Consider the following 14,591-nt stretch of genomic DNA (forward strand, 5'->3'; position numbering starts at 1 on the left):
CCCCTTCCGCCGGTAGACCAAACATACGATGCGAACCGGCCGAAGGAGCGCTCCATCCTGCGGGGATCTATGCTCGCTCCAGTGTCCAAGTTGACGACGGCAGCCAAACGTGTGCTGCTGGGCAGGCCTTTCCGCAGCGATGCGCTGGGCCATACCCTGCTGCCGAAGCGAATCGCTCTCCCGGTGTTCGCCTCCGATGCGATGTCCTCGGTGGCATACGCCCCGGAGGAAATCTTCCTCGTCCTTTCGGTGGCCGGCATCTCGGCCTATGTCTATGCGCCCTGGGTGGGTCTGGCCGTCGCGTTCGTGATGGCGGTCGTGGTCGCCAGTTACCGGCAGAATGTGCACGCCTACCCCTCCGGCGGTGGTGACTATGAGGTTGCCACCACGAATCTCGGGCCGAATGCCGGGCTCACCGTCGGTAGTGCCCTGCTGGTCGACTATGTGCTCACGGTGGCGGTCTCGATCTCCTCGGCAGCGTCGAATATCGGGTCCGCGATACCGTTCGTCGCCACGCACAAGGTGTTGTTCGCGGTGGTCGCCATCGTCGTGCTGACATCGATCAATCTGCGCGGCATCCGGGAGTCCGGTGTCGCATTCGCGATTCCGACCTACGCCTTCATCTTCGGCATGTTCGCGATGCTGGGGTGGGGACTGTTCCGCATCTTCGTACTCGGCGACGATCTGCGCGCCGAATCGGCGGGCTTCCAGCTCAATGCCGAGGAGGAGCACCTATACGGACTCGCGTTCACCTTCCTGATCGCGCGGGCGTTCTCCTCCGGCTGTGCCGCATTGACCGGTGTCGAGGCGATCAGCAATGGTGTGCCCGCATTCCGGAAACCCAAGTCGCGCAATGCCGCCACCACGCTGCTGATGCTCGGTAGTATCGCGATCGCACTGCTGATGGGCATCATCATCCTGGCTCAGAAGATCGGAATCGTGTACGCGCACAACGAATCCGATTTGATCGGCGCGCCTGCGGACTACCACCAGAAGACACTGATCGCGCAGCTGGCCGAGACCGTATTCCACGGATTTCCGATCGGCTTCTTCTTCATCACCACGGTGACCGCGCTGATCCTGGTGCTCGCGGCGAATACCGCGTTCAACGGTTTCCCGGTGCTGGGCTCGATTCTGGCGCAGGACCGTTACCTGCCGCGGCAGCTGCATACTCGCGGCGACCGGTTGGCGTTCAGCAACGGGATTCTGTTCCTCTCGGGTGCGGCCGTCGCGTTCGTCGTGGTGTTCGGCGCCGAGGTGACAAAGCTCATCCAGCTCTACATCGTCGGGGTGTTCGTCTCGTTCGTGCTCAGCCAGACCGGCATGCTGCGGCACTGGACCCGGTTGTTGCGCACCGAAACCGATCCGTCGCAGCGGGCGCGGATGAAGCGTTCACGGGTGATCAACGCGATCGGGCTCAGTGCCACCGGGACGGTGCTGATCATCGTGCTGATCACCAAGTTCTTCGCCGGTGCCTGGATCGCGATCTGCACCATGGTGTCGATCTTCGTCGTGATGAAACTCATTCGGCGGCACTATGATTCGGTTTCCCGCGAACTCGATGAGCACGAATGGGACGGCGTGCTACCGAGTCGGTCGCATTCGATCGTGTTGGTATCCAAACTGCACCTGCCGACGCGCCGGGCGCTGGCATACGCGCGCGCGACCCGCCCCGATACCCTGGTGGCGGTGACGGTGAACGTCGACGAGGCCGATACCAGGGCTCTGGTGCGGGAGTGGGAGCGCAGCGATATCACCGTGCCGCTCAAGGTGATCGAATCGCCCTATCGCGAAATCACCAAGCCGGTACTGGATTACGTGAAGCGGGTGCAGCGCGACTCGCCGCGCGATGTGATGACCGTGTTCATTCCGGAATACGTTGTCGGACACTGGTGGGAGCAGATTCTGCACAACCAGAGTGCCCTGCGCCTCAAGGGCAGGTTGCTGTTCGAGCCGGGTGTCATGGTGACGAGTGTGCCGTGGCAGTTGACCTCGTCGACGAAGGCCAGGCAGGCGGGTGTGGTGAGTGCGCCGGGCGCGGTGCGGCGCGGGTACGAGGACCAAGGGTGACCGACTGGCGCTCGAACACTTTCGAGGTGCGGCTCGGGCCGCCCGGGCACGGCGGATTCTGTGTCGCGCGGCACGAGGGCCGGGTGGTCTTCGTGCGACATGGGCTGCCTGATGAGCTGGTCCGGGTGCGGGTCACCGAGGATCGCGGGGGGTCGTTCTGCCGGGCCGATGCGATCGAGATTCTGGAGCCGTCCCCGGATCGCGTCCCCGCCTCCTGCCCTGTCTCCGGTCCCGGTGGCGCGGGCTGCTGTGATTTCTCCTTCGCCACCCCGGCGGCGCAGCGGGCGCTGAAGGCGGCGGTGGTCGCGGAGCAGTTGCGTCGCATCGCCGGAATCGAACGCGATATCACCGTGGAGCCGATCGCCGGATATCCGGACGACGCCACCGACGGCTGGCGCACCCGTGTACGGCTGGCCGTCGATGCCGAGGGCCGCGCGGGAGTGCACGGGTACCGCAGCACCGACGTCATCACCGATCTGCGCTGCCCCCAGCCGGTTCCCGGCGCGATGGACGGTATCGCGGACCGGCTGTGGACGCCCGGTGCGGATCTGGTGATCGCGGTGGACGGCGATGGGATGCGGCACATCGTCGAGCTGGCCCCGTCGGCGATCGCGGGTCGTGCCGAGCGTGGGAGCGAGCGCCCCTCGGCGCGGGGTGGGGATCGGCGCGGCAAGCGGGAGACCGACCGGCACTCAGGAAAACGGCGTGGCGCGCAGCGGGGACCCGGTGGTGCCGAGTGGCCGCACACCGGCGCACACGGGTACGGCGAGGAAGGTCGTCGTGCCGATGACCGCGCAGGCTCGCGACGCGGTGATCAGCCCGGATCGGTCGGGGGCGAGGGGGTTCGGCGGCGGGCTGTGGCGCGGCGGGCGGCGACGCATGCGGCTCGCGACGAGTGGGTGATGGGTGGTAGCGGTCGGACGGTCGAATATGTGGCCGGACGGCGGTGGGAGCTGGCGGCGACCGGATTCTGGCAGGCGCATCGCGCTGCGGCGCAATGTTATTCGGATTTGGTCGCGGGATGGGCCGGGCTCGGTCTCGGGCAGCGGGCGTGGGATCTGTACAGCGGCGTCGGGGTTTTCGCGGCCGCACTGGCCGGACAGGTCGGTCCGACCGGTTCGGTGCTCGCGGTGGAATCGACGCGCTTCGCGGTCGCCGACGGCAATGCCGCGTTGCGCGATCTGCCCTGGCTGGACCTGCGCGCCCAACGCGTCGAACACTGGTTGGCCGAACATGCCAGCAGTGCCGCCCCGGATGTTGTCGTCCTGGACCCACCCCGCGCGGGCGCGGGCAAGGACGTCGTCACCGCCGTGACCACCAGCGGCCCGTCCCGTATCATCCACATCGGTTGCGATCCGGCTTCTTTCGCGCGCGACCTCGGTCTCTACCAGTCGGCGGGCTACCACCTCGCGGACCTGCGCGCCTTCGATGCCTTCCCCGCCACCCACCACGTCGAATCCCTCGCGCTGCTCGAGCGTTGACCGGCAACGCCGTGGCGCGCAGCACAGGTTGGATCACGATCAGGTGAGATCCATGCCGGCATTCGTCGAGAAGTGTCCGCCGCCAGTTCCGGTTTCTCGATGAACACGAACAGCACTTGGACTCCTGGTCGGACACGATGAGGCCGTCACTTTACTCGAGCAAAGTCAGGCCGAATTAACTCGGTCGAGTTGCCACGTCGCGCGGATGGTCGCCGAGACTTCGGATTCGCCGAGTTCGACGGGAACGGGCGCGCCGCCGTGCGATCCGTTCATCGGGGCCGACATGGCCATGAGCCGGGGCGTGGCAGGCGGGGCGGAAGTGGCGTTCTCGGTGATTTCGAGGACCGGACCCAGGGTGCGGTGCGCACGGACCGCATACTGTTCGGCTTTGGCGAGCGCGTTGTCCCATGCGGCATCGCGGGCGCGGATGAGCAGGCCCTCCTGATCGGCGAATCCGAGCGCGAGGCCGTCGAGGCGGACATCGTCACCACCGGCGTCGACACAGTTGGCGATGATCGTGGCGGGGCCCGGCTCGGCCGTTTCGCCGATATCGCGCAGCACGACCGTGAGGTCGGTGGTCGCGACATAGCCGGTGATCTTGGAGCCACCGCCTTCCAACCAGACGGTTTCAGTGCGGACCGACAATCCGCTGGTGGTTATATCGGCGCCGAGAACGCCGTCGGAGCGCAGCGAATCGGTGACGGCCGCGACGCGCTCACCGGCCTGGCTGTAGGCGAGCGCGACCTTGCCGGCCCGGGTTTCGACGGAAATGGTGACGCGCATCAGATCCGGTGTGGCGCGGGCGCTGCCGGATCCGAAGGTGGTCACCCTACCCTCGGTGTCGTCGGACTTCTTCTTGTTCACGGCGCTCTCCTGACTTCATCGGTTTCGGATGCAGTGGTCGACGTTTCGGAAATGTCCCGCGCGGCCGACGCGAAACGGTCAATAGTCGCCGCTGCGTACGGCGATCGCGCGCACCGCCGCATCCATCTGCGCATAGGCGCCCGCGGCGAGTCGCTCGAGCAGTGCGAGCTTCAGTCCCGGTGCTTGCTCGGTCAGCATGTCGAACCGCTCCGGACGCAGAACCGCGACACGCACCGGGCTTTCCGCATGTACCTCGTTGACGAACGGCGTCCCGACCAGCATTGGCATCTCGCCGAACGACATTCCCGCCGAAAGAGATACCAGCCTATGGATCCGGGCATCGGCGCCCTCGAAGGTGATCCGGACCCGGCCCTCGAGTATCAGATACAACCCGGAGCGGGTAGCGCCGCGCGCGGCGATGACCTCGCCGCGCGCAATGGTGCGCACCTCGAAATCCTTGGCCAGCCGGGCGCGATCGTGCGCAGCGAGTGCTGCCAGCGCGGGGTGGTCCTCGATCGGTAGGGATGTGCACGCCGGTTCGTCGGCGGGCCGATGGTGCTCGAGGACGATGTCCTCGCACCATTCGGTCGCCGTATCGCGATCGATGAATACCCGCCCACGCGGATCGGCCGGATCAAGGGTGGAGACCAGATGACCCAGTTTGCCGTCCGGGTCGACAATGGCGACGCGGCATCCGGTCGCGGCGAGTTCGGTCTGCAGCGCATCGAGCATCCGCACCGAGATCTTGCTCATCTCACCGACCCGTCGCAGGTCCACGACCAGTGCCTCCAACTCGCGCGCTTGCTCCTCGATCGAGCGAACCGTACGCTCCGCACCCGCGAAGTGGAGGTCGCCGTGCAGCTCGTAGACGCGGGCCCGGTGCCCGTATTCGGCCAGTACGTCCAACTCATCGGTGGTGCGCCGCAGCCGTGACGGCACCTCGGCAACCGTGTAGGCGGCGCGGATCGCGGTGCACGCGGACCGGGTGACGTGCAGGAAGTGCAATTCGAGGCGCTGCGACAGTGCCCGGCAGGCCGCGACACCGCGCACGCTGTTGCCGTGCGGATCCAGCCGAGGGGAGTAGACCGCGATGCCGATCTGGCCGGGTAGTACGGCCAGGATGCCGCCGCCGATACCGCTCTTGGCGGGTAGGCCGACGGTGGTCACCCAGTCGCCCGCGGCGTTGTACATGCCGCAGGTGGTCATCACGCTGAGCACCCGTTCGGTAAGGGCTGCGGGCAGGGCACGTTCGCCGGTCAGCGGGTTGAGTCCGTTATTGGCCAATGTCGCGGCCATCAGCGAGAGGTCGCGGCAGGTGACATCGACCGAGCACTGCCGGAAATACCGGTCGACCGCCTCGTCCGGATCGGATTCGATGATGCCGCAGGAGCGCAGCAGGTAGCCGATGGCGCGATTGCGGAATCCGGTGCGTGCCTCCGATGCGTAGACCGCCGCGTTCATGGTGAGTTCGCGTCCGGCGAAGCGGGAGTAACACCGTCGGATGCGTTCGAAGCGGTCGGTCGGGTCGCGGCCGATGATGAGTGCGGCCGCGGTGATGGCACCGGCATTGATCATCGGATTGCGTGGGCGTTCGGTCACCGGGTCCAGGCTGATCTCGTTGAACGCTTCGCCGGAGGGTTCGACATCGATGTGTTCGGCGACACTCGCGGTGCCCCGATCGGCCAGCGCGAGTGCGTAGGTGAAGGGCTTGGAGATCGACTGGATGGTGAACTCGGTGGTGACGTCGCCAGTTCCGTAGACGCGCCCGTCCACGGTGGCCAGGCACAGTCCGAACGAATCGGGTTGTACGGCAGCCAGTTCCGGAATGTAGTCGGCGAGTTCCCCGGAATCGTCGGCGCGGCACAATTCGTAGACATCGGTGACGATGCGTGCCACGACGCCGGGGTCGACCGTTTGCGGAACCATCTGCTCGGGCAGGGCCACTGCTCCACTCTAAGCTGGGTAACGTTGGGTGGACCGGCGAACTCGTCCGCCCGAGCATGTGTTCGGATGGACGGGCGATTCGTGTGGAGGCTCACACTTCCACGCGAAGTCGGCTGGTGGCGGAGCATTGTCGTGCGGAGCCGCTGGCGCGGCTCCGTAGACTGATCGGATCAGATTTGCTATCCGGAGGGAGCGAGTTCAGGTGGGAGTGCTTTCCCGGGTCGATACGCCCGAAGACCTGCGACGGCTGACCGTTGCCGAATTGGGTGAACTGGCGGAGGAGATCCGTGAGTTCCTCGTGCAGAAGGTCGCCGTCAGCGGCGGGCACCTCGGCCCGAATCTCGGCGTGGTCGAGCTGACCATCGCACTACACCGGATCTTCGACTCGCCGGCCGATCCGTTGATCTTCGACACCGGGCATCAGGCCTATGTGCACAAGATCCTCACCGGTCGCAAGGATCAGTTCGACACGCTGCGCAAGCAGGGTGGGTTGTCCGGCTACCCGAGCCGGTCCGAGAGCGCCCACGACTGGGTCGAGTCTTCGCACGCCTCGGCTTCGCTGTCCTACGCCGACGGTCTGGCGAAGGCTTTCGCGCTGACCGGGCAGAACCGGCATGTGGTCGCGGTCGTCGGCGACGGTGCCCTCACCGGTGGCATGTGCTGGGAGGCGCTGAACAATATCGCGGCCGCACCCGAGCGGCCCGTCGTCGTGGTGGTCAACGACAACGGCCGCTCCTACGCGCCGACCATCGGCGGCCTCGCCGACCGGTTGACCGCGCTGCGCACCCAGCCCGCCTACGAGCACGCGCTGGACGCCGGTAAGCGGATCCTCAAGAGCATTCCGCGCGTCGGGGAATCCGCGTACTCGATGGTCCATGCGGTGAAGGCCGGGATCAAGGATGCGGTGAGCCCGCAGGAGCTGTTCAGTGATCTCCGGCTGAAGTACGTCGGACCGGTGGACGGTCACGACACCGTCGCGCTGGAGGCGGCGCTGCGTCGGGCGAAGGATTTCGGCGGGCCGGTGGTCGTGCATGTGGTGACGCAGAAGGGACGCGGCTACTCACACGCCGAGAACCATGTCGCGGACCAGATGCACGCCTGCGATCCGATCGACCCGCTCACCGGCCGCCCGCTCGGCGGGCCGAAGGCGCTCGGCTGGACCTCGGTGTTTTCCCAGGAGCTGATCGCGCATGCGGAGAAGCGCGACGATATCGTCGCGATCACCGCGGCCATGCCCGGTCCGACCGGTCTGGCCGCATTCGGGGAACGCTTCCCTGAGCGGATGTTCGATGTCGGCATCGCCGAACAGCATGCGATGGCCTCGGCCGCCGGACTCGCCCTCGGCGGCATGCATCCGGTGGTGGCCATCTACTCGACGTTCCTCAATCGTGCCTTCGACCAGTTGCTGATGGATGTCGCGCTGCTGAAGCAGCCGGTGACGGTGGTGCTGGATCGCGCCGGAATCACCGGTCCGGACGGCGCGTCGCACAATGGCATGTGGGATCTGTCGGTGCTCGGCATCATTCCCGGTATACGCGTCGCGGCCCCGCGCGATGCGGCGACCTTGCGTGAGGAGTTGGGCGAGGCGCTCGCGGTCGGCGACGGACCAACCGCCATTCGCTTCCCGAAGGGCAGTGTGGCCGAGGATATTTCGGCCCTCGAACGGCTCGACGGGGTCGATGTGCTGCGGCTGCCCGAGCGTGAGGGCGGGTCCGCTCGAGCCCAGCGTGGTGATGTTTTGCTGGTCGCGGTGGGGCCTTTCGCGTCGACCGCGATCGCGGTCGCGGATCTGCTGGAGCCGGAAGGTATTTCGGTCACCGTCATCGATCCGCGCTGGGTGCTGCCGGTTTCCGATACCGTCGTCAAACTCGCCGAAAACTACCGGCTCGTAGTGACTCTGGAAGATGGCGGTCTGCACGGCGGCATCGGCTCCACCGTCTCGGCTCGGTTGCGCGGCGCGGGCTTGGATGTGCCGACCCGCGATCTCGGTGTGCCGCAGCACTTCCTGGACCACGCGTCGCGCAATGAGCTGCACGAGGAACTCGGCCTGACCGCCCCCGATATCGCCCGGCGCATCTCGGGTTGGCTCGACGCACGCTGAGCGAACACGCCGCTCGCTGCCCAACTAGCGTGCGGCGTTACGACGATGGGCGGCACGGACTTTCACGCCGCAGACGCCCATGGAGTACCGGGTGCAGGCCCAGTTGCGGGTATGGTCGTGGAAGGCCCGGGCAGCTCGGTTCTCGGCAGGTCTCGGAGCGTGACCAAGTGCCCGCCGCCGCGACCGTGGTGGCGCTATCGGCGTACAGGTGGTCAGGGCGTGGTCGACCGGGTCGTCGGTGTGCGGGACCAAGCGGGTCGGGGCGCCGGTCACGTCCAAGTCAGGACAACGCCGTGGTGAGTGCGGCCGGTTCGGCGCCGGCCGCCGGGTTCAGGCCGTCCGGGCGCGGGCTGGTGACGGGTTCGGCAATGCCGTCTCGACCGAGTCCGATTGCTGAGGCGCGGCCTACTCGTCGGGGGCCAGGGCCGCAGTGAGCCGGGGAACGGCGAGTTCGCGCTGCCAAGGCCTGGCACCGCCCGACTTGAGGAATCCGTCGATCGCGGCGGATAGGTCGTCCGGTTCGCCGACGCGGTCGTAATCGGGAAGTCCGTCCCAGCACAGGCGGCGCACCAGGTCGGGGGACAGCAGATTCTCCACGGGAATCGCGTACTCGGTGGACAGTTCGCCCATCGCCGCGCGCGCTCGAACCAGCCGGGCCGCGGCGGCCGGATCGCGGCGCTCCCAGCGGTTCACCGGCGGCGGTCCCTCGAACGGTTGGGTCAGGGGCGGTAGGTCGGTGTCGGGGAGGGTGCGCCCGCGGTCGACAGCGGCGAGCCAGTCGCGGGAGTAGCGGCGTTGGCGTGGTCCACCGAAGACCGGCAGTGTGCGCAGCTGGGCGATCGTGCGCGGTTCGGCATTCGCGGCGGCGACGATCGCGGCATCCGGGAGAATGCGGGCGGGGGCGACATCGCGGGTGCGGGCAAGGGTATCCCTGGTGTTCCACAATTCGCGCACGATGGCCAGTTGACGGGTACGGCGCAAAGTGTGGATGCCGGAGGTGCGCCGCCAGCGGTCGGCCTTCGGCGTACCGGGTTCGGTGATCCGGATGTGCTCGAATTCCTGTGCGGCCCAGTCGGTCTTGTGCTGGGCGTCGAGCGAGGTGGCCACTTCGTCGCGCAGCTCGAGCAGCAATTCGACATCGAGCGCCGCGTAGTTCAGCCAGTCGTCGGGTAGCGGCCGAGTCGACCAGTCGGCGGCGCCGTGACCCTTGCGCAGCGCCCGGCCGAGCAGTCGCTCCACCATGGCCGCCAGTCCGACGCGCTCGAAACCGGCCAGTCGGCCACCCAATTCGGTGTCGAACAGTCGCGCGGGACGCAGACCGAGTTCGGCGAGTCCGGGCAGATCCTGATCCGCCGAATGCAGCACCCACTCCAGGTCGTTGATCGCGGCGGCCAGCGGTTCGAGCGCACCGGCGACCGGAATCGGATCGATCAGGAAGGTGCCTGAACCCGCGCGCCGCAACTGGATCAGATATGCGCGTGCCGAATACCGGAACCCGGAGGCGCGTTCGGCATCGACAGCCAGCGGACCGGTACCTGCCGCGAGTCGAGCGGCGGCATCGGCGACCTCACCGGCGGTGACGAGCACGGGCGGCACGCCGTCGGCAGGCACGAGCAGCGGCTCCGCTGTGCTTTCTGGTGGCGTGTTGCTTTGCTCGGACTCGTCTGCTACCGACATAAACCTGAACTTTACGTGGCGATCAGGTGTGGTCGTTGCTGGTATACGACTCCGGTCGCAGATGGGAGATTCCGGCGGGTGGCAAACCGGCCGCATAGGCCAGCACTTCGCAGAAGCCTTCCACGTGCGGGCGCATCTCGGTGGACATCGCGGTCCAAGAGGCGCGCAGCTCCAATTGGTGGGCGCGCGGTGGTCCGGCGATATCGCCGTAGCGCACCGAACTGGTGGCGGTGACGGTGCCACCGAGTGCGGTGAACGGTTCGCCGCGGGATTCGAGCGCGTCGACCAGCCAGCTCCAGGCGACCTCCGGCAGCAGCGGGTCGGTGGCCAGTGCGGCATCGATATCGGCCTGGATGTAGGCGACCAACCGGAAGATACCGTGCCAGGCCTCGGCGCCATCGGGATCGTGCAGCAGGATCAGCCTGCCGAAGGCGTCGCCCTCGGAATCGACCGGTACCACGTTTGTTTCGGGGTGTTTGACTTCCGCGCCCAGTGCGTACGAAAAGGGTGCCAGGCGTTGTGGGGGTCGGATCGGCGCCAGCTCGATTCGAGGGTGCACGGTCGCGGTACCCATCGCATCGACCGCGGCGCGAAATTGAGCTGGCTCGCCGTGGGGTCCTTCGGTCGGTGCGGCTCCGTCGCGGAAGTCGAGCGGTGTCACGGAGTCGACGGTAGACCTTGCGTGCCCGGCGCAGTCGGAGGCGCGCCGCTAGCGGGCATTGTGGGCCGCATACGATAGGCAGTGATGAGCACTCATACCCGTCGCCGGTTGACCGATGCCCCGTTTCTGGCCGCCGCCACCGGCGCCGCACCGAGCCGTCGTCCGGTGTGGTTCATGCGGCAGGCAGGGCGGTCGCTGCCCGAGTATCGCGAGCTGCGCAAGGGCATCGGTATGTTGGAATCGTGCTTCGATCCGGAGCTGGTATGTGAGATCACCATGCAACCGATCCGGCGCCACGGAGTCGATGCGGCGATCTTGTTCTCCGACATCGTCGTTCCGCTGAAGGCCGCCGGAATCGATCTCGATATCGTCGCCGGTGTCGGTCCGGTGATCGCGTCGCCGGTACGCACCATCGCGGATGTGCGCGCGCTGCCGCGGCTACGACCCGAAGAGGTCGGCGCGGTGACCGACGGGGTGAAGTTGCTGACCGACGCGCTCGGCAACACCCCGCTGATCGGATTCGCCGGTGCTCCGTTCACGCTCGCGTCATACCTGGTCGAGGGCGGGCCGAGTAAGAACCACGAGCGCACCAAGGCGATGATGCACGCCGACCCGACGACCTGGCACGAGCTGCTCGGCGTCCTGAGCGACATCACTATCGCATTCCTGCAGGCGCAGTTGGCCGCCGGTGTGGACGCGGTGCAGTTGTTCGATTCCTGGGCCGGTGCACTCTCGCTGGCCGACTATCGCGAATTCGTGCTACCGCACTCGGAGCGGGTATTCGCCGAGATCGCCGAGGCCGGGGTGCCGCGGATCCACTTCGGGGTCGGGACCGGTGAATTGCTCGGCGCGATGGGCGAGGCGGGCGCCGATGTCGTCGGCGTCGATTGGCGGGTACCGCTGACCGAGGCGGTGCGGCGGGTCGGCCCCGGAAAAGCATTGCAGGGCAATCTGGATCCCGCCGTGCTGTTCGCCGGATCCGCCGCCATCGAAGCCGAGGCGCGGCGCATCGCACACGAGGCCGATGAGGCGATCACCATGGGCGCGGCCGGTCATATCTTCAACCTCGGACACGGTGTGCTGCCCGATACCGATCCGGGCGTGCTGACCGCGCTGGTACAACTCGTCCACGAACTGTGATCGAGTAGTCGTGGGTGCCGCGCCGCGGTCGACCTGTGTCGCTGGATAGGAGTCCGGCGATCGAGGCGATCGTGGGACTGGTCGCTACCAGCACACCGCGACTCGGTTCGGCTCGCCTGGTGGCGGTGGACGGACCGGGCGGGGCCGGAAAGTCGACATTCGCAGCGGCTTTGGCGGCGCTGTGCGATGCGCAGGTGGTGCACACCGACGACTTCGCGCACGGAAACAACGAACTCCCGTGGTGGGCACGGCTCGAGGAACAGGTGCTCGAGCCGATCGCCGTGGGCCGTACCGGTCGCTATCAGCGATATGACTGGGACGAGCGGGCTTTGGCCGAATGGCACGATGTCGCGCCCAGGGGTGTGCTCATTCTCGAAGGTGTTTCCTCGGCGCGGGCCGCCGTGCGCGAACGTCTATCACTAGCGGTCTGGATCGACACCCCGCGCGCGGTGTGTCTGGCGCGCGGTCTCGAACGCGACGGTGCCCACACCCGGCCCCTGTGGGAGCGATGGATGGCCGCTGAAGATGAGCACTTCGCCACCGACCGCACCCGCGACCATGTGGACCTGATCATTCCCGGTGACGCGTGACCGACGGCGATGACTGACGGGGCCGCCGCCCGGCGCGGCGCAGATCCCGGGAAGGCCACGCCCGATTCGGCGGTCTTGTCGGCTGGATTCTCGCGACGCTTCGAGTGGTCGAAGTGAAGATCGCAGGCACAGCATCAGCCGCACCCGTTGCCGCCGAGGACCCCGCCCAGATGTGCCGAGCGATCCATTATCGGCCAATCGCAGCTCGGCCACCCACTGCGGCCGGAGGACCGCGCGAGCACACCAAAGGCCTACGCGGCAGGAGATCTCGCTCGATCTGTCGCGCTCGACGATCGGTCAGTGCTCGAACCAGAGATCCGAGCACGGTCGGCGGCGGCCGATCTGGTGTCGATCGTGGGCTCGGTCACGAATAGCGGGGGTGTGGTCGGCGCGGATCCGTCGGCGGGCTACCGTCGCGACATGAGAATCGCGGTGGTCGGTGGCGGGATCAGCGGGCTGGTCGCGGCGTACCGGTTACGGGGGCTGTTGGGGGCGAAGGCCGAGATCGTGGTCATCCACCGGGGCGCGCGGCTGGGCGGGATTCTGTATACCGGCGAACTGGCCGGGGAGCCTTTGGATCTCGGAGCGGAAGCCTTCGTCGGGCGGCGGCCGGAGGTGCCGGCGTTGCTGCGTGAGCTCGGATTGGAGTCGCAGTTGGTGGTGCCGGCGGGGTTGCGGCCGCTGGTCTGGGCGCAGGGGAGCGCGCATCCGCTGCCCGAACGCACATTGATGGGCATTCCGTCGGATGCCGACTCGATGCGCGGGTTGGTCGATGCCGAGACGCTCGAGCGGATCAATGCCGAGCCACGTCGTCCGCTGGCCTGGTATCCAGATGCCGATATCGATGTCTACAGCCTGGTCGCCGACCGGTTCGGTGCGCAGGTCGCCGAGCGCAGCGTCGATCCGCTGCTCGGTGGCGTCTATGCGGGAAGTTCACGCTCGATCGGGGTGCGCGCCGCGCTGCCGACCCTGGCCGCCGCACTCGACAGCGGTGCTTCGAGCCTCACCCAGGCGGTGGCCGCCGCCATGCCCCCGCCCTCGAGCGCGCCGGTCTTCGGCGGTCTGCGCGAGGGCTACCGGGTCCTCTTGGACACATTGGCCGCGAAATCCGAGGCAGAATTCGTCACCGCGACCACGGCCACCCACCTGGTGCGTGCGACCAACAGTTGGGTGCTCGAACCGGTCGGCGCGGTGGACGCGGTGGTGCTCGCGACCCCCGCCCCGGTGACCGCGAACCTGCTGCGTCCCTTCGCGCCCGCCGCCGCATCGGCCGCCGCGGGCATCGAACTGTCCTCGTCCGTCGTTGTGGCCCTTGCCCTCCCGCGTGACACCGCACTGCCGCAGAACTCCGGCATCCTGGTCGCCACCGGAGAACCCTTGCGCGCCAAAGCCTTCACCTTGTCGAGCCGCAAGTGGACCCACCTCGCCGAACGTGAAACCGCCACTGTCCGAGCCTCATTCGGAAAATTCGGCGACGACTCCACCCAGACCTGGTCCGACGCGGACCTGATCACCGCCGCCACCGAAGATCTCGCCACCGTCACCGGCGCCTCCATCGAACCGGTCTCGGCCGTGGTGCAGCGCTGGCCGGGCGGCCTCGCCCAATACGCCCCCGGCCACCTCGACCGCATAGCCGAAATCGAATCCACCACAGCCGATTACGACGGCCTCGCAATAGCAGGTGCATACCTCCACGGTGTCGGCGTCCCCGCCTGCGTGGCCTCCGGCACCGCCGCCGCCCACCGCATAGCCGCGACCCTGACCCGCACCGCCGCATCCTGATCGAGTCCGGCGCGACCGCGAGCTGCTGCCACGCGGGAAGCGATACGCGGCTGCCAGCGTGTCGATCGAGCGACCTGGGCCGCGAGTCCCGTGGCGATTGGGGTCGGCACACGCGCCCATTCGGGATGCCAGACATGTGACATGCATCCCATCGAAGGGTTACCGGACCGGCATCGCGGCATTGTCGCTGCACCAAAAACCGCACGGTACGACGTAATTAAGGACACCACCGACGGGGGATGTGGGGTTGGTTGCTCGCCGGTAGCGTCGGGCTCATGCAG

10 protein-coding genes are annotated in these 14,591 nt (G+C 67.4%); 6 read left to right on the plus strand and 4 right to left on the minus strand.

The window, feature by feature from the left end; genetic code table 11:
• Positions 1-81: 81 nt before the first annotated feature.
• Together ACW2Q0_RS20070 and ACW2Q0_RS20075 are read left to right on the plus strand one after the other, a co-directional pair.
• The gene (locus ACW2Q0_RS20070; protein ID WP_457192314.1) at positions 82-2,070 is read left to right on the plus strand and encodes an APC family permease; all 1,989 of its coding nucleotides are present in this window, start codon (positions 82-84) and stop codon (positions 2,068-2,070) included.
• The gene (locus ACW2Q0_RS20075) at positions 2,067-3,551 is read left to right on the plus strand and encodes a class I SAM-dependent RNA methyltransferase (RefSeq protein ID WP_457192316.1); all 1,485 of its coding nucleotides are present in this window, start codon (positions 2,067-2,069) and stop codon (positions 3,549-3,551) included. The genes ACW2Q0_RS20070 and ACW2Q0_RS20075 overlap by 4 nt, the downstream gene beginning before the upstream one ends.
• Before the next feature lie 165 nt (positions 3,552-3,716).
• Here the strand turns inward: ACW2Q0_RS20075 and ACW2Q0_RS20080 are convergent, their stop codons facing one another.
• Together ACW2Q0_RS20080 and glsA are read right to left on the minus strand one after the other, a co-directional pair.
• Positions 3,717-4,415 carry an SIMPL domain-containing protein gene (locus tag ACW2Q0_RS20080; RefSeq protein WP_457192318.1) on the minus strand — a complete coding sequence of 233 codons (699 nt, stop codon included), beginning with the start codon at positions 4,413-4,415 and terminating at the stop codon, positions 3,717-3,719.
• Positions 4,416-4,493: 78 nt separating this feature from the next.
• Positions 4,494-6,341: a glutaminase A gene (glsA, locus tag ACW2Q0_RS20085; protein WP_457192358.1), complete on the minus strand. Its 1,848-nt coding sequence runs from the start codon at positions 6,339-6,341 to the stop codon at positions 4,494-4,496.
• Between the two features lie 220 nt (positions 6,342-6,561).
• Here glsA and dxs point away from each other — a divergent pair, with 220 nt between their 5' ends.
• Complete coding sequence (gene dxs / locus ACW2Q0_RS20090; RefSeq protein WP_457192320.1) at positions 6,562-8,460, plus strand: 1-deoxy-D-xylulose-5-phosphate synthase; 1,899 nt, start codon at positions 6,562-6,564, stop codon at positions 8,458-8,460.
• 405 nt (positions 8,461-8,865) lie between these two features.
• On the opposite strand, the gene ACW2Q0_RS20095 is transcribed toward dxs, so the two are convergent.
• Positions 8,866-10,137: an HRDC domain-containing protein gene (locus ACW2Q0_RS20095; RefSeq protein ID WP_457192322.1), complete on the minus strand. Its 1,272-nt coding sequence runs from the start codon at positions 10,135-10,137 to the stop codon at positions 8,866-8,868.
• Between the two features lie 22 nt (positions 10,138-10,159).
• The gene (locus tag ACW2Q0_RS20100) at positions 10,160-10,711 is read right to left on the minus strand and encodes a DUF3000 domain-containing protein (protein WP_457192324.1); all 552 of its coding nucleotides are present in this window, start codon (positions 10,709-10,711) and stop codon (positions 10,160-10,162) included.
• 171 nt (positions 10,712-10,882) lie between these two features.
• Between ACW2Q0_RS20100 and hemE the strand changes: the two genes are divergently transcribed.
• From hemE to ACW2Q0_RS20115, 3 genes are all read left to right on the plus strand, one after another.
• Positions 10,883-11,938 (plus strand): uroporphyrinogen decarboxylase, encoded by a 1,056-nt coding sequence (gene hemE, locus ACW2Q0_RS20105; RefSeq protein WP_457192326.1) that lies wholly within the window; start codon positions 10,883-10,885, stop codon positions 11,936-11,938.
• Positions 11,939-12,009: 71 nt separating this feature from the next.
• The gene (locus ACW2Q0_RS20110) at positions 12,010-12,528 is read left to right on the plus strand and encodes a uridine kinase family protein (RefSeq protein ID WP_457192328.1); all 519 of its coding nucleotides are present in this window, start codon (positions 12,010-12,012) and stop codon (positions 12,526-12,528) included.
• A gap of 420 nt (positions 12,529-12,948) precedes the next feature.
• On the plus strand, positions 12,949-14,310 hold the full coding sequence (locus ACW2Q0_RS20115; RefSeq protein WP_457192360.1) for a protoporphyrinogen oxidase: 1,362 nt from the start codon (positions 12,949-12,951) through the stop codon (positions 14,308-14,310).
• The last annotated feature ends 281 nt before the right edge of the window (positions 14,311-14,591 follow it).

The organism is Nocardia citri, from assembly GCF_054065835.1.